The 13,374-nt window shown below is 45.4% G+C and carries 15 protein-coding genes; 11 read left to right on the plus strand and 4 right to left on the minus strand.

Annotated elements, in window-relative coordinates:
• The first annotated feature begins 130 nt into the window (after window positions 1-130).
• Together R7Q38_RS03055 and R7Q38_RS03060 are read left to right on the plus strand one after the other, a co-directional pair.
• Window positions 131-763 (plus strand): LysE family translocator, encoded by a 633-nt coding sequence (locus tag R7Q38_RS03055; protein WP_005375522.1) that lies wholly within the window; start codon window positions 131-133, stop codon window positions 761-763.
• A gap of 79 nt (window positions 764-842) precedes the next feature.
• The gene (locus R7Q38_RS03060) at window positions 843-1,265 is read left to right on the plus strand and encodes a GNAT family N-acetyltransferase (protein ID WP_213885958.1); all 423 of its coding nucleotides are present in this window, start codon (window positions 843-845) and stop codon (window positions 1,263-1,265) included.
• Between the two features lie 100 nt (window positions 1,266-1,365).
• Here the strand turns inward: R7Q38_RS03060 and R7Q38_RS03065 are convergent, their stop codons facing one another.
• A complete protein-coding gene (locus R7Q38_RS03065; protein WP_213912111.1) occupies window positions 1,366-3,060 on the minus strand; it encodes a phospho-sugar mutase in 1,695 nt (564 codons plus the stop codon).
• Between the two features lie 330 nt (window positions 3,061-3,390).
• Here R7Q38_RS03065 and coxB point away from each other — a divergent pair, with 330 nt between their 5' ends.
• From coxB to R7Q38_RS03085, 4 genes are read left to right on the plus strand one after another with little or no spacing between them, the layout of a single operon-like run.
• Window positions 3,391-4,554, plus strand: a complete 1,164-nt coding sequence (gene coxB / locus R7Q38_RS03070; protein ID WP_017821602.1) for a cytochrome c oxidase subunit II — start codon at window positions 3,391-3,393, stop codon at window positions 4,552-4,554.
• Window positions 4,551-6,182, plus strand: a complete 1,632-nt coding sequence (gene ctaD / locus R7Q38_RS03075; protein WP_033906818.1) for a cytochrome c oxidase subunit I — start codon at window positions 4,551-4,553, stop codon at window positions 6,180-6,182. The genes coxB and ctaD overlap by 4 nt, the downstream gene beginning before the upstream one ends.
• Window positions 6,183-6,202: 20 nt before the next feature.
• Window positions 6,203-6,742 carry a cytochrome c oxidase assembly protein gene (locus R7Q38_RS03080; RefSeq protein ID WP_017821600.1) on the plus strand — a complete coding sequence of 180 codons (540 nt, stop codon included), beginning with the start codon at window positions 6,203-6,205 and terminating at the stop codon, window positions 6,740-6,742.
• A gap of 51 nt (window positions 6,743-6,793) precedes the next feature.
• Window positions 6,794-7,678, plus strand: a complete 885-nt coding sequence (locus tag R7Q38_RS03085) for a cytochrome c oxidase subunit 3 (RefSeq protein ID WP_005385214.1) — start codon at window positions 6,794-6,796, stop codon at window positions 7,676-7,678.
• 24 nt (window positions 7,679-7,702) lie between these two features.
• Here the strand turns inward: R7Q38_RS03085 and R7Q38_RS03090 are convergent, their stop codons facing one another.
• The gene (locus R7Q38_RS03090) at window positions 7,703-7,939 is read right to left on the minus strand and encodes a DUF2909 domain-containing protein (protein ID WP_005375504.1); all 237 of its coding nucleotides are present in this window, start codon (window positions 7,937-7,939) and stop codon (window positions 7,703-7,705) included.
• Between R7Q38_RS03090 and R7Q38_RS03095 the strand changes: the two genes are divergently transcribed.
• The 4 genes from R7Q38_RS03095 to cyoE are packed head-to-tail and all read left to right on the plus strand — an operon-like array spanning window position 7,938 to window position 11,178.
• On the plus strand, window positions 7,938-8,729 hold the full coding sequence (locus R7Q38_RS03095; RefSeq protein WP_213897682.1) for an SURF1 family protein: 792 nt from the start codon (window positions 7,938-7,940) through the stop codon (window positions 8,727-8,729). The two genes, R7Q38_RS03090 and R7Q38_RS03095, sit on opposite strands and share 2 nt — an antisense overlap.
• Window positions 8,719-9,255, plus strand: coding sequence for a hypothetical protein (locus R7Q38_RS03100; protein WP_033906820.1), 537 nt, complete (start codon window positions 8,719-8,721; stop codon window positions 9,253-9,255). The genes R7Q38_RS03095 and R7Q38_RS03100 overlap by 11 nt, the downstream gene beginning before the upstream one ends.
• An 11-nt stretch (window positions 9,256-9,266) precedes the next feature.
• Window positions 9,267-10,286 (plus strand): COX15/CtaA family protein, encoded by a 1,020-nt coding sequence (locus tag R7Q38_RS03105; RefSeq protein WP_033906821.1) that lies wholly within the window; start codon window positions 9,267-9,269, stop codon window positions 10,284-10,286.
• Window positions 10,279-11,178 carry a heme o synthase gene (gene cyoE, locus R7Q38_RS03110; RefSeq protein ID WP_318114041.1) on the plus strand — a complete coding sequence of 300 codons (900 nt, stop codon included), beginning with the start codon at window positions 10,279-10,281 and terminating at the stop codon, window positions 11,176-11,178. Before R7Q38_RS03105 ends, cyoE begins: the two co-directional genes overlap by 8 nt.
• A gap of 82 nt (window positions 11,179-11,260) precedes the next feature.
• Here cyoE and R7Q38_RS03115 read toward each other — a convergent pair whose 3' ends face one another.
• Together R7Q38_RS03115 and R7Q38_RS03120 are read right to left on the minus strand one after the other, a co-directional pair.
• Window positions 11,261-11,734 (minus strand): FKBP-type peptidyl-prolyl cis-trans isomerase, encoded by a 474-nt coding sequence (locus R7Q38_RS03115; RefSeq protein ID WP_005375638.1) that lies wholly within the window; start codon window positions 11,732-11,734, stop codon window positions 11,261-11,263.
• Between the two features lie 13 nt (window positions 11,735-11,747).
• Window positions 11,748-12,380: a thiol:disulfide interchange protein DsbA/DsbL gene (locus R7Q38_RS03120; protein ID WP_104980819.1), complete on the minus strand. Its 633-nt coding sequence runs from the start codon at window positions 12,378-12,380 to the stop codon at window positions 11,748-11,750.
• A 282-nt stretch (window positions 12,381-12,662) separates the two neighbouring features.
• Here R7Q38_RS03120 and R7Q38_RS03125 point away from each other — a divergent pair, with 282 nt between their 5' ends.
• Window positions 12,663-13,289, plus strand: a complete 627-nt coding sequence (locus tag R7Q38_RS03125; RefSeq protein WP_025768460.1) for an OmpA family protein — start codon at window positions 12,663-12,665, stop codon at window positions 13,287-13,289.
• The last annotated feature ends 85 nt before the right edge of the window (window positions 13,290-13,374 follow it).

Here is a 13,374-nt window from a genome sequence, read left to right on the forward strand (position 1 = left end):
ATTGATTGCTATTTTTCGGCTGGGCAAACTATGATTTTTATTTTTTGATTTATCTTGGCTATTTTGGGCTGGATGATGTCATTTTGTTGGTATAACATTCGCCGCCTTGTTGTAGAAAAGCGGTTCCATCATGATTGATTTATCTGTACTTCCTGTTTATCTCACCGCAGTAGTGGCTTTGTTGCTGTTACCAGGGCCCGATATGTTGCTGATAGCGAGCTCTAGTATGAGTTACGGTAAGAAGGTCGGTCTTTTTGCTAGCTTAGGCAATGCGACGTCTGGTGTTATTCTTACTTTGCTTGCTGCAATGGGCGTATCTACCCTGATTGCCATGAGCCCAATAGCCCTTAAAGTCCTTCATCTATTAGGTGGCGCTTACTTGCTAAAAATGGGTTGGGACTGCTTACGAGCTGAGGCCTCTTCGGCTCCAGAGCTTGATGGTCAAAACAAAATGGCATCAACTTATTATCAGCGTGCTTTGATGAGTAATTTGCTTAACCCTAAAGCCTTGGTCTTTTTTGTAATGTTTTTGCCGCAGTTTGTCTCAAGCAATATCACGGCATCTTCCGGTGAGCAGATGCTAGCGCTAGGGTTATTGTTGAACGTTCTTGGCTTGTCATTCAATTTATTACTTGTTGGGTTAGCAGGCACATTGGGCAAAGGGCTGCTCGAGAACGAAAAATTCCGCACGTATCAACATAAACTAATGGGGTTAGTGTTTGTTATTCTGGCGTTGTGGATGCTGAGTAGTTTCGCCTTGTAAAGTTATCATATTCCATCAGAAAGCCAGCAATTGCTGGCTTTTTGTTTTAGGATATTGGTGTTTCCTAAGGAGAGGGTATATGAAGCTTGAATTTTGTTTAAATCCAGATCAAACAGACCTTGATTTTGTTCGTGAAGGTATTCGATCTTATAACCGACTGCATTTACCTGAAGGGGAAGTGCATGCTGTAGGCTGTTTCGCAAAAGATGAGAATGGCAAGATCATGGGTGGCTTGACTGGCGAAATGTTTAAAAATACGGTGTTTGTTGAGTTTTTGTGGGTAGACGCTGAAAGTCGAACCTCTGGTCTCGGTAGCCAATTAATGTCGATGCTAGAACAAAGAGTAAAGCCTCACGGGGTTACCCATGTTTATTTGGATACCTACAGCTTTCAAGCTCTTGAGTTCTATCTCAAATTAGGTTTTGAGAAAGTGGGGCAGTACTCAGGTTATCCTGCAGAGGGCATCCACAAGCACTTTCTACAAAAGGAAATTGTAGGCTAGGGAAAAGCACGGGTTAGCTTGACTTGTTCTAGTCAAAATCAAAAAAAGAGGCGCGAATTTGCGCCTCTTGTTGTATCAAATATCTATGTTTCTCTTTGACTTACAAACTTTGCTGGTGCGCGTCGATAAGTTCGTTCATTTTCGCTTCTGCTGCTTGCTGTGCTTGCTCATAGCTCATATCCGCAGGGAAGAGGTTGATGACTTCGTAGTAACATTTTAGTTTTGGCTCAGTACCAGAAGGACGAACAATCACGCGTGATTGATCTTCTAGGTGATAAATCAATACGTCACTTGCTGGTAAGTCAATGGATTCTTCAGAGCCGTCGTCAAACATGCGAACCGATGTTTTAAGATCTTCGGTTACTGCAACTTTTTTACCAGCAATCTCTGTTGGTGGATTTGCTCGGAGTTTGTCGCCGATTGGTGGAGAGTTCGGGTCGAGAGCGATGCTGCGTTGTGCGTTGAAGTAGAAACCGTGCTCGCGGTACAGCTCTTCCAGTTTATCCCACAGTGTTTTGCCTTGCGTTTTAAGTTTGCCTGTTAGCTGTGAAAACGCGACGATTGCAGATAAGCCATCTTTGTCCCACACCTTGTTACCCACGGTATAACCGAGCGCTTCCTCATAAGCAAACAAGAATGGGTTGGTTTCTGTCTCTTGTTCCATGGCAACGTTAGTAAGCCATTTAAAGCCAGTTAATGTTTGATAGTATTGTGCGCCATGCGCCTTAGCGATGCTGCTCAGCATTCTTGAGGATACGATGGTGTTGCCAACCAAAGCGTTAGGTTGCTGTTCCAACAAGTAATCGCCAAACAGTGAGCCCACCTGATCACCCGTTAGCATTTGATACTCGCCATCTGGGCGTTTAACTGCCACGGCAAAACGGTCTGCATCTGGATCGTTCGCGCAAGCGATATCGGCATCTACGGACTTACCTAATGCCATCACCATATCCATTGCACCGGCTTCTTCAGGGTTTGGGAAGTTGACGGTCGGGAAGCTTCCATCAGGTTCGCGCTGTTCCTTAACACTTGCCACTTTTTGGAAGCCTGCGTCGGCAAGTAGCGTTTCCGCCATATTCGCGCCAACGCCATGCATTGCGGTGTAAGCAATAGATATATCGGTATTGTTGTCAGGAGTAAGCAGCGCGTTTTCATTCATTGTCTTACGGTAAGTTTGGTAGTAGTCGTCTTCCAACCAAACTAACAAACCGTGCTGTTTTGCATCATCGAGAGACATTAAAGGTAATGGCTTCGTTGTTGCGTCATCAATTTTCGCTGCGATTCCAGAGTCGTGCGGAGGAATAATCTGTGCGCCATTCTCCCAATATACTTTAAAGCCATTGTATTCTGGTGGATTGTGACTGGCAGTAACAACAACAGCGGCCGCTGCATTCAATGTACGGACACCAAACGCGACAATTGGGGTTGCTGCAACGTCATACGTTAGGTAAACCTTGATACCAAGGGCCGTCAGTACGGATGCGGTATCATGCGCGAATTGTTTTGAATCGGGACGACCGTCGTAGCCAATAACGACACCACGACTCGCGGCATCTTTGACTTGCTCAAGCAAATAGTGCCCTAAACCAGTGGCGGTCTCTTGAATCACCAAGCGGTTCATTCGGTTTGGACCTGCGCCCACTTTGCCACGTAAGCCTGCAGTACCAAAGGCAAGGCGTGAGCCAAAGCGATCAGTAAGTTCTTGTTCATTGTTCGTATCGACGAGGTGTTGTAGCTCTTCACGAGTCTTAGGATCAGGGTCTCGTTCTAGCCATTGCGTAATTAGTGCTGTCATATCAGTCATTCCTTAGTAGGGGGAGCCTACTTTCTTGGACACTTCGTTTGGTAAGTATCTCAATGTTTTCTTTTAAATCAATGTAAATGGTTCTCAATTACATTTCAAAGAGGGCAATCGATAAACCGAATTAATTTTTCTTATCCGAACAAAATTTAATCATATTTAATTTCTTGAAGAACCTTGGAACTATAACTAGCCTTTTAACATAAATATAACAAACCGTGTCGAAATCGTAGTTTTTGTGATTTTTCGTAAAGTTGTTCGATATTTGCATCGGGACGCAAGGAAGCTCGCGTAGGCGTAGCGGCTGAGCAGAGGAGAGATCTTTTGAAAAGATTAACGACTACTCTAGCCTTATCACTGAATGTGATTTTAATCACATTTTCCTCTTTTGGTTGGTCAAAGGAAAATGACTACAACATGACAAAAGGGGTCACAGAGATAAGTGGGCAAGTGTATGAATTACATATGCTGATTTTCTATATCTGCTGTGTAATTGCTTTGATTGTTTTTGGTGTGATGTTCTATTCCATCTTTCGTCATCGCAAGTCAAAAGGAGCAGTTGCCGCACATTTCCATGAAAGCACAAAAGTGGAAATTATTTGGACGGTCATACCCATCATCATTCTTGTCGCTATGGCGATTCCCGCAACAAAAACTCTAGTAGCAATGGAAGACACAAGCCAATCGGATATCACGGTCAAGATCACAGGCTCGCAATGGAAATGGCATTACAGCTATTTTGGCGAAGATGTTGAGTTTTTTAGTTTGCTTGCCACCAGCCAAAAACAAATTGATGGAATCGAAGCTAAAGGCGCACATTACTTACTGGAAGTAGACAACCCTTTGGTGTTGCCTGTGAATCGCAAAGTGCGTTTTTTGATGACTTCTGATGATGTCATTCACTCTTGGTGGGTACCGGACTTTGCCGTCAAGAAAGACACCATTCCAGGTTTTATTAATGAAGCATGGACAAGAATTGATGAGCCAGGCGTATATCGCGGTCAGTGTGCGGAGCTATGTGGTCGTGCACACGGATTTATGCCAGTGGTGGTGCATGCGATGGAAGAAGAAAAGTTCGATGAATGGCTAGCGAGTAAGAAGCAAGAACTCGCACTTCAAAAAGCGGCGGCACAAGAAGCGCTCTCTCAAGACTTATCTATGGACGAATTGATGTCGCAAGGCGAATCGATATACACGGCGCGTTGCGCTGTGTGTCATCAGGCAAATGGTGAGGGGATTCCGGGTGCATTTCCCGCGATTAAAGGCAGTCCTATTGCAACCGGAGATGTTACAGAGCACATAGATATTATTGTCAACGGTCGCCCTGGCACCGCAATGCAGGCTTTTTCTAATCAGTTAAGTGACAAAGAAATTGGCGCGGTTATCACATATCAACGAAATGCATGGGGCAACGATACTGGCGATACAGTGCAAGCATCCGATGTGAATGCCTTTAAGGCACAAGGCAGTGCTAAGGAGGAAATATGAGTAAGCCAATAGATAAGGCAGTGAAGTCTGCGCCAGCAGAAGCCAGTGCGAACAGTACGATTGCGATTGATGATGGTCACGAGCATCATGCACCCCAGGGCATCACTCGTTGGTTGTATTCTACAAGCCATAAAGACATAGGCACCCTCTACCTTTGGTTTAGCTTTGCGATGTTTCTAACAGGTGGTGCGATGGCTATGATCATTCGTGCCGAACTGTTCCAGCCAGGGCTACAGCTAGTCGATCCGCAGTTTTTTAATCAAATGACCACGGTACACGGTTTAGTAATGGTATTTGGTGCGGTGATGCCAGCATTTACGGGTCTTGCTAACTGGATGATCCCGATGATGATCGGCGCTCCAGATATGGCGCTGCCGCGTATGAACAACTTGAGCTTTTGGATCTTACCTTTTGCATTTCTTATTTTGTTGAGCTCGTTGTTTTTACCTGGTGGCGGTCCTGATTTTGGTTGGACGTTTTATGCTCCGCTGTCCACGACTTATGGCCCGGATAGCACTGCGCTGTTTGTATTCTCTGTTCATATCATGGGTATCAGCTCCATTATGGGCGCGATCAACGTTATCGTGACGATCGTAAATATGCGAGCTCCGGGAATGACTTGGTTCAAGTTACCAATGTTTGTTTGGACTTGGCTAATCACCGCTTTCTTGTTGATCGCGGTTATGCCGGTACTAGCGGGTGCGGTGACCATGGTTCTTACTGACAAATATTTCGGGACTAGCTTCTTTGACGCAGTTGGTGGTGGTGACCCGGTAATGTTCCAACACATCTTTTGGTTCTTTGGTCACCCAGAAGTGTACATCATGATTTTACCGTCGTTTGGAATCATCTCCGCTATTCTGCCTGCTTTCAGTGGTAAGAAGCTGTTTGGTTATCATTCGATGGTTTACGCGACGTGCAGCATTGCATTGTTATCTTTCCTTGTGTGGGCGCACCACATGTTTACCACGGGGATGCCAGTTTTTGCTGAGCTCTTCTTTATGTATTGCACTATGCTGATTGCGGTACCAACGGGGGTGAAAGTCTTTAACTGGGTTGCCACCATGTGGCGTGGAGCTCTGACATTTGAAACGCCAATGTTGTTTGCCATTGCCTTTATTGTGCTTTTTACTATTGGCGGCTTCTCGGGACTGATGTTGGCGATTGTGCCGGCGGATTTCCAATATCATGACACTTACTTCGTGGTTGCCCATTTTCATTATGTGTTGGTATCTGGTGCGGTATTCTCGATCATGGCAGCGGCATACTACTGGCTACCTAAGTGGACGGGCAATATGTACGACCACAAGCTGAGTTTATGGCATTTCTGGTGCTCAATTATTTCCGTCAATGTCCTGTTTTTCCCAATGCACTTCCTAGGCTTAGCAGGCATGCCAAGGCGCATACCGGATTACGCCATTCAGTTTGCTGATGTTAATCAAATAGTATCAATTGGTGGGTTTGCATTTGGGTTGTCACAACTGATCTTCTTATGGTTGGTGATCAAGTGTATTCGTGGCGGGGAGAAGGCTTCTGCAAAACCGTGGGAACGTGCGGAAGGTTTAGAGTGGACAGTGCCAAGCCCTGCGCCGCATCATACGTTTACTACACCGCCTAAGATTGACTAGCAAAGAGTGGGGTGAGTGACATGAAACCGAATCCATCAAACAAGAAGCTCACAGTGAAGTTGCTTTTGGCGACCCTGTTAATGTTTGGCTTCGGCTATGCACTGGTCCCACTTTATGACGTGATGTGCGACGCACTGGGAATCAATGGAAAGACAAGTGAAGTGGCCGCCATTCAACCGACAGGTATGCAACCGGACATGAGCCGAACTATTCGCGTGGAGTTTATGGCGCATGTCAGCCCAGATATGCCTTGGGAGTTTAGACCCAAAGTGATTTCGATGGATGTTCACCCAGGTGAAGTCGTACAAACCGAATACCTTGCATTTAATGAAAGCGGGCAGAAGTTGGTGGGGCAAGCCGTTCCTTCTGTTTCTCCCGGGACTGGAGCTGCTTACTTCAATAAGATTGAGTGTTTTTGCTTTAACCAGCAGCCTCTGGATGGTAAACAGCAAGCTCAAATGCCGTTGATTTTTTATATCGAACCGGACTTGCCGGAGTCTATACACACGTTAACGCTGTCTTACACACTCTATAAACTTCCCCCTCCTACAGGCTCTTAGCCACTCAGGGAGAGAGATACAGACCAAGGTTGGTCAGTAAGGAGAGAAATTATGAGTAACAAGCCAGGAACATATTATGTTCCCGCTCAAAGTAGCTGGCCGATCATCGGTGCATTTGCTCTGTTTTTGGTTGCTGTTGGCGCAGGCATGACCGTCCAGGGGACACAAAGTGACGGTGCAGTGGGAACCATTGGTGGCATTGTGCTAGCGGTGGGCTTCTTGTTCTTGCTTTACATGTTGGCGGGTTGGTTTAGTAATGTGATTACTGAATCACTGAGTGGAAAATACAGCTCGCAAATTACTCGTTCTTTTCGCCAAGGAATGAGCTGGTTTATCTTTTCTGAAGTGATGTTTTTTGGTGCCTTTTTTGGTGCCTTGTTCTACGCCAGAATGATTTCTGTGCCTTGGTTAGGTGGGGCAGATAATAACTTCATGACTAACGAAGTCCTGTGGCCAACCTTCGAAGCGATGTGGCCACTCACACTGACACCGGGGGGAGAAACAACACAAGCTATGCCGTGGCAGGGCATACCCCTTACCAATACTATCTTGCTGCTATTGTCGTCTATTACGCTACATATGGCGCATATAAGCCTTGAACAAGACAAAAGAACGGCACTGATTGTTTGGTTAGAGATAACCATCGTACTTGCTGGCTTTTTCCTATATTACCAAGCGGTTGAGTATGTTCATGCTTATCAAGACATAGGGCTCACGTTGCAGTCCGGTATTTACGGTAACACGTTCTTCATGTTGACGGGGTTCCACGGTTTACACGTTTGTCTTGGGACTATCTTCTTGATCGTGCTGCTGTTCAGAATCGCTAAAGATCACTTTTCGCCAAAGAACCATTTTGCCTTTCAAGCGGGCAGCTGGTATTGGCATTTCGTGGATGTGGTTTGGTTATGTCTGTTTGTGTTTGTTTACGTACTTTAGGCGCACTGTGAACTCTTGGTTCGACTAATAAGGGCGAGGGTTTGGTGCTAGCCAACCCGAGCTGAGCGCAATAAGCAAAAGGACGACCACCAAAGCGGAGAACATGACTCGACGGCCTAAGTAATGACTCATGGGTTTGTCTCTTTTTTCAGGATTATCTGGGTCTTCACGAACCATTTCGATAAGCGCTTTTGCGAGGTTGAAGATAATGAAAAGCAGCAAAAGGACAAGCGTCAGTTTGAATAGAAATACGGTGGACATGGCACCTCCGGTTTCATCATTGTTGTTATCAAGACAATTATGGCTATCGAAACGGTTTTGGGTTGCAGTTGGTTTAACTGTGGTTGTGTTTTCTCTTTTGGTCAAACTGGGTTTTTGGCAGTTTGAGAGAGGGCAGGAAAAACAAGCATTGGAACAAGCCATTCTCGCGCGTGCGGATAGTGCGTACCAAGCACTAAGCGTCGTTCTTGAAGACAACGACTGGCGAGAGGAAAGTATCCTCGGGAAAAAAGTGGAAGTTAATGTTGTTCCTCTGGCGTTTCCCGTAATTTTGTTAGACAACCAAACGCATAAAGGCAGTGTGGGATATTTAGCATTTCAGATTGTATTGACGAGCGATGAGCCTAGTGCCTATGCGTTATTGGAGCTTGGTTTTGTCGAGGGAAGAGCAGAACGCTCAGTGTTACCAACGGTCACCAAACTCGATAATTCGACTTTCATCACAGGACGCCTGTACCGAAAATCTACTAATCCACTGAGTTCAGAGTTAATGCCGGAAGTTGGCGATGTTATTCGCGTGCAAAACCTAAACATCGCGCAATTGAATCAGCTACTGAATATTGAACTTATGCCCGCAGTCTTGCAGCCAGACAATTTAACTCGTTGGCCCTATGACTTTCCTTGGAATCCATTGCCACTCAATAGTGCCAAACATTTTGGCTATTCGATTCAATGGTTTTCGATGGCAGGTGTTTTCTTATTACTGACTTTAATTGTTTTTGTTCGTTGGCAAAAAAAGTTGCGTCACATGGAGGTGAAGCATGACATCTAAAGTAACCAAAGGACGACTAATGTTGATTGCGCTGGTTTGTACGTTCGCGCTTCCCGCTGTCATTGCAAAAGTCATTCTCACACAAGGGTGGTATCAAAGCGGAGTGACCAATAGAGGCGAGTTAGTCGAACCATACACGACGTTAGAGCAGCTTGGTCAAGAGTCACCTCTCAAAGACCATGGTTGGCAACTCGCTTATGTATTGCCTAACGAATGCACTGAACAGTGTAAACAGCAGCTTTACCTGCTTCAGCAAAGCCATGTTGCTTTAGGTAAGTATCAAGAGCGAGTAGTGCCAGTCGTTTGGCAGACTGAGCATTCAGATCCCATGGAAGTATCGATGTTAGCGATGCAAATGAATGAATTGGTTACCGCTAAAGTGAAACCTGGGCAAATGTTGATCGTTGATCCTCTTGGGCAACTGGTGATGTCTTACTCGCCGAAACCAAATGAGGACTTAGTCCTAATGAATAAAGGTATGTTGGCGGACTTACGCAAGCTCTTAAAACTGTCACGAGTCGGTTAGAGGAAGTGCATATGAAATTAATTCAGTTGGTTAGATTCAGTTTGCTCCTAACTCTCGTGGTGATCATGCTAGGGGCATATACTCGCCTTTCAGATGCAGGGTTAGGTTGCCCGGACTGGCCTGGTTGTTATGGGCACTTTTCTGTGCCGCATCAAGAAGAAGACGTCATACGTGCTAACCTGAACTTCCCCGAGCGGGCAGTAGAGCATGAGAAAGCATGGCTTGAGATGATTCATCGCTATTTTGCAGGAACGTTAGGTTTAGTCATTTTTGCGATGGCAGCGATATCAATAAGGTCTGAGCGTGTAAATTCAACCATTCCGATGTTGCTCAGCGTATTGGTGATTGGGCAGGCACTTTTGGGAATGTGGACAGTTACTCTTAAATTAATGCCCGTCATCGTGATGCTTCACTTGCTCGGTGGTTTTGTTTTATTGGCGTTACAGGCGATTTTTTACTGCCAATTAAAAGCGCAAAACAATCTCTATTTCTCTCCATCTTCTAGCTCTCTGAGAGGCTTTTCATTGTTGGTTTTCCTGGTTGTTTTGGTGCAAGTGCTCCTTGGAGGATGGACTTCGTCAAATTATGCTGCGCTGATGTGTACCACACTGCCGATTTGTGAGGGAGACTGGATGAGCCATCTCTCATGGAAAGAAGCGTTTTCTTTCTGGCAAACTGGATTCGAGAATTATGAATTTGGTGTCTTGGAGTATCCGGCAAGAATGACTATACACGTCACTCATCGTATAGGTGCTATTGTTACCGCCACCGTGGTATTGGCTTATAGTATTGGGCTTATGAGGCAAGATTCTCATCATTCACAGAGAATCGGAGGGTGGTTGTTATTCACTCTGGTGTGCCAAATTATGCTGGGTGTAAGCAACGTAGTATTTCAACTTCCTATCTATGTCGCGGTGGCGCACAACCTTGGTGCCGCTGTTATGTTGAGTCTCGTTTGTGTTAGCCAGTTTTACTTGTGGCAGGGTAAAACGGCTTGGAATTACACCGCGAAAGGAGTTCGCTATGAGTAAAGAAATCGCGCTGTCGTTAAATGGGCGAAAGCGACTAAGTTCCGTTTATTTGAAGTTAACGAAACCTAAAGTGGTGGCGTTAATGTTGGTGACGGCAGTAGTAGGGATGAGCTTAGCCCCGGTTGATGATTTCCCCTGGTTGCAGGCGGTAGTTGGCCTAACGGGGATTGGTCTGATGGCAGGGTCTGCGGCAGCGTTTAATCATCTAATTGACCGCCGAATTGATGCGAGAATGGCACGCACACACAAACGACCATTGCCATCGGGTGAGACTAAGCCATCATCGGTGATAGCCTTCGCTACAGTTTTAGGTGTCTTAGGGTTTGTACTTCTCTATGCGATGGTCAACCCGCTGACGGCATGGTTGACTTTGATGAGTTTGCTCGGCTATGCGATGGTATACACAATGTACCTCAAACGTGCTACGCCCCAAAATATCGTCATTGCAGGGATTGCCGGTGCGATGCCGCCTCTTCTCGGTTGGACTGCTGTAACAGGGCAATTACATGCGAATGCTTGGCTGCTCGTGATGATCATTTTTATCTGGACGCCACCACATTTTTGGGCTCTGGCTATTCATCGTGTCGAGGATTACCGCAAGGTAGATATTCCCATGCTGCCAGTGACACACGGCATTGAGTACACCAAAACTTCTATTCTGTTGTATACGGTGCTATTGACTTTGGTTTGTGTCCTACCGGTTTTGGTTGGTATGGTCGGCGTGGTGTATCTTTTTGCCTCGCTACTCCTCAATGCTGGCTTTATGTACCATGCATGGAAGCTAAAATATGCACCAGAGCCAAATGCCGCGATGGAGACGTTTAAATTCTCTATCTATCATCTTTTGGCGTTGTTCATTGCATTGCTTTCGGATCACTATATTGGTTTTTAACCTCTCTTAAAGCAGAAAACGCCGCGTGGTTCGCGGCGTTTTTGGTTTTGATACTTTGGCTTTAAGACAAAGCTTTCTAGATTTATTGAATTTCTAGCAGCTCAACATCAAAGATCAAAACACTTGCTGGTGGAATTGGGCCAGAGCCACTCTTACCATAGCCAAGCGTGCTTGGTACGAAAAGGCGGATTTTCTCACCTTCTACCATGTATTGTAGACCTTCTTGCCAGCCTTTAATGACTTGGTTAAGACCAAATGAAATCGGCTCACCACGATTAACAGAGCTATCGAATACCGTGCCATCAATCAGGGTGCCGTGGTAGTGTACTTTTACTTTACTTGTTGCAGTTGGGTGAACCTCACCTTCGCCTTTTTCAAGAACCATGTATTGAAGGCCACTTTCTGTTGTGATGACGCCTTCTTTTTTCGCATTCTCTAGTAAGAATGCTTGGCCTTTGGCAAAGTTTTCATCTGCTACTTTATGGTTTGTCCAAGTACGGTAAATGAAAAAGCCCGCCAAAATAAAAATAATAAGAGGAAACAAAAATTTAGACACGTAATCTCCTTGTCTATTTAGGTTGTTTTAGCAAAAAGTTGATGGTTTCTGCCATGGCTTCAACGCTGTCATGACCACCAGTAATCACTTGATATTTTCCGTTTACGATAAAGGCTGGAACGGAGTTAATTTGGCCGCGAGTCGTGATCGCTTCTGCCTTAGTGATGTACTCAAACAGCGTTTTTTGCTGTGCTTCATCTAAATGGTAAGGGCTGATAAGGTTGCGAGACTCAAAGGCTTTCTCTACGGCGATTTGGCGTTCCTCAGCCGTTGCATCGGCACCCATTTGCACAGCAGTAAAAAGATCCGCCATAAACGCTTTATCTGGTGTTGATTCAAGCTGCATTACGGCAGTATAGAAGATGATGGCGCTCACTTGTGCACTTTCATTGAACGTTACATGCATTTTTTCAACGCTTTGATCGGTCAATGATTCAATTTGAGGGATAAACTCTTCCATTGAGCGGCAGTGGCCACAAGTTAAAGAGAATGCTTCAGTCAGGGGAGCTAAATCATACTCTTCAAGGGATACTGGCACAACTTCGTATTGTTTGCCTTGCTGAGGCTGACTCTTGCCGCTATCGCATGCCGACAAAGCCATTACGGCAACAACAACAGCAAAGCCTTTCGATATGGTTTTTAACATAGTAGTGCTCTAAATGAGAAATTTGCGTTAGTTTATCGGTTAACGATAGTGACTAAAACCATTAAATAACAATAAAGTGAGACGATTGGTAACAGACTTTGCCTGACGTATGGACTGTAAGGGTAGGGTATTTTAGTGTTGCGTTTTACTTGAGAGATGATTTTGCATTGACTCCAGTGGCATGAACGCTGCATAGACAAACCAATCGGTGGACAAAAGCGCTAAAGATTCGGCGTGTTTTGTCGACACAATGAACAAGAGTTTTTCTACGTTGGTAATGGTATGAAGCATTGGTTTTTAATTGTTTGTGGCATTCTGGCCGGGTGCAGCAGCCTCGATCAAGATATGGTCCCTGGTGGGAACATTTTAGATACAGCTCCTAAATCAAACACTGAGCTGAGACACCCAGAGTGGGGATACCCGAGCGCATCCAATGTGGCTTCTTCCCCTCGTTCATATCAAACGGCGAGGGCGTCAGTAAAAAAGTCGCAAAACGTGACCTCTCTGGAAATGTTCCTGAGCAGGCATAACATTCCTCACGAGACGCTCAGTGGTGGTCACCTGATGATACGTTTGAAAGAGCAAGTGCATTTTCAAACGGGTTCTGCACGGTTATCTGCTCAATCTCAAGACTGGATTCGAAACATTGGTCACTATCTGGCTGGAAGAACTGATGTTGATGTCGTGATTGATGGTCATGCGGATAGCACGGGAGCTGAAAGCTTCAATGACACGCTATCTGAAAAGCGAGCTCGTGAAGTAGAAAAACAACTATTGGCGACGAGTATTCCACGTCAACGAGTGTTTTCTAGAGGCTTCGGGGAGTATGTACCGAAGTGCAGCAATGCGACAGCGAGTGGTAAAGCTTGCAATCGGCGCGTAGAGCTAACATTGATCGTGGATGAATAACGCAGACGTTAGGCGGTAATCTTCGTTGTGTTGTTCTTGCATACCCGTTATTTGCTTAGTGGAGTTTAAGTTCGGAGTTGAGCAA

The sequence above is a fragment of the Vibrio sp. Vb0598 genome (genome assembly GCF_033338935.1).
GTDB classification, from domain to species: domain Bacteria; phylum Pseudomonadota; class Gammaproteobacteria; order Enterobacterales; family Vibrionaceae; genus Vibrio; species Vibrio alginolyticus.

Bases quoted from the DNA above. Each gene is read 5' to 3' on its own strand.
- R7Q38_RS03120 (WP_104980819.1), bottom strand. From the start codon at position 12,380: ATGTTAAAAACCATATCGAAAGGCTTTGCTGTTGTTGTTGCCGTAATG.
- R7Q38_RS03090 (WP_005375504.1), bottom strand. From the start codon at position 7,939: ATGTCCACCGTATTTCTATTCAAACTGACGCTTGTCCTTTTGCTGCTT.
- R7Q38_RS03085 (WP_005385214.1), top strand. From the start codon at position 6,794: ATGAGTAACAAGCCAGGAACATATTATGTTCCCGCTCAAAGTAGCTGG.
- R7Q38_RS03055 (WP_005375522.1), top strand. From the start codon at position 131: ATGATTGATTTATCTGTACTTCCTGTTTATCTCACCGCAGTAGTGGCT.
- R7Q38_RS03100 (WP_033906820.1), top strand. From the start codon at position 8,719: ATGACATCTAAAGTAACCAAAGGACGACTAATGTTGATTGCGCTGGTT.
- cyoE (WP_318114041.1), top strand. From the start codon at position 10,279: ATGAGTAAAGAAATCGCGCTGTCGTTAAATGGGCGAAAGCGACTAAGT.
- R7Q38_RS03125 (WP_025768460.1), top strand. From the start codon at position 12,663: ATGAAGCATTGGTTTTTAATTGTTTGTGGCATTCTGGCCGGGTGCAGC.
- R7Q38_RS03065 (WP_213912111.1), bottom strand. From the start codon at position 3,060: ATGACAGCACTAATTACGCAATGGCTAGAACGAGACCCTGATCCTAAG.
- R7Q38_RS03095 (WP_213897682.1), top strand. From the start codon at position 7,938: ATGGCACCTCCGGTTTCATCATTGTTGTTATCAAGACAATTATGGCTA.
- ctaD (WP_033906818.1), top strand. From the start codon at position 4,551: ATGAGTAAGCCAATAGATAAGGCAGTGAAGTCTGCGCCAGCAGAAGCC.
- R7Q38_RS03105 (WP_033906821.1), top strand. From the start codon at position 9,267: ATGAAATTAATTCAGTTGGTTAGATTCAGTTTGCTCCTAACTCTCGTG.
- R7Q38_RS03060 (WP_213885958.1), top strand. From the start codon at position 843: ATGAAGCTTGAATTTTGTTTAAATCCAGATCAAACAGACCTTGATTTT.
- R7Q38_RS03080 (WP_017821600.1), top strand. From the start codon at position 6,203: ATGAAACCGAATCCATCAAACAAGAAGCTCACAGTGAAGTTGCTTTTG.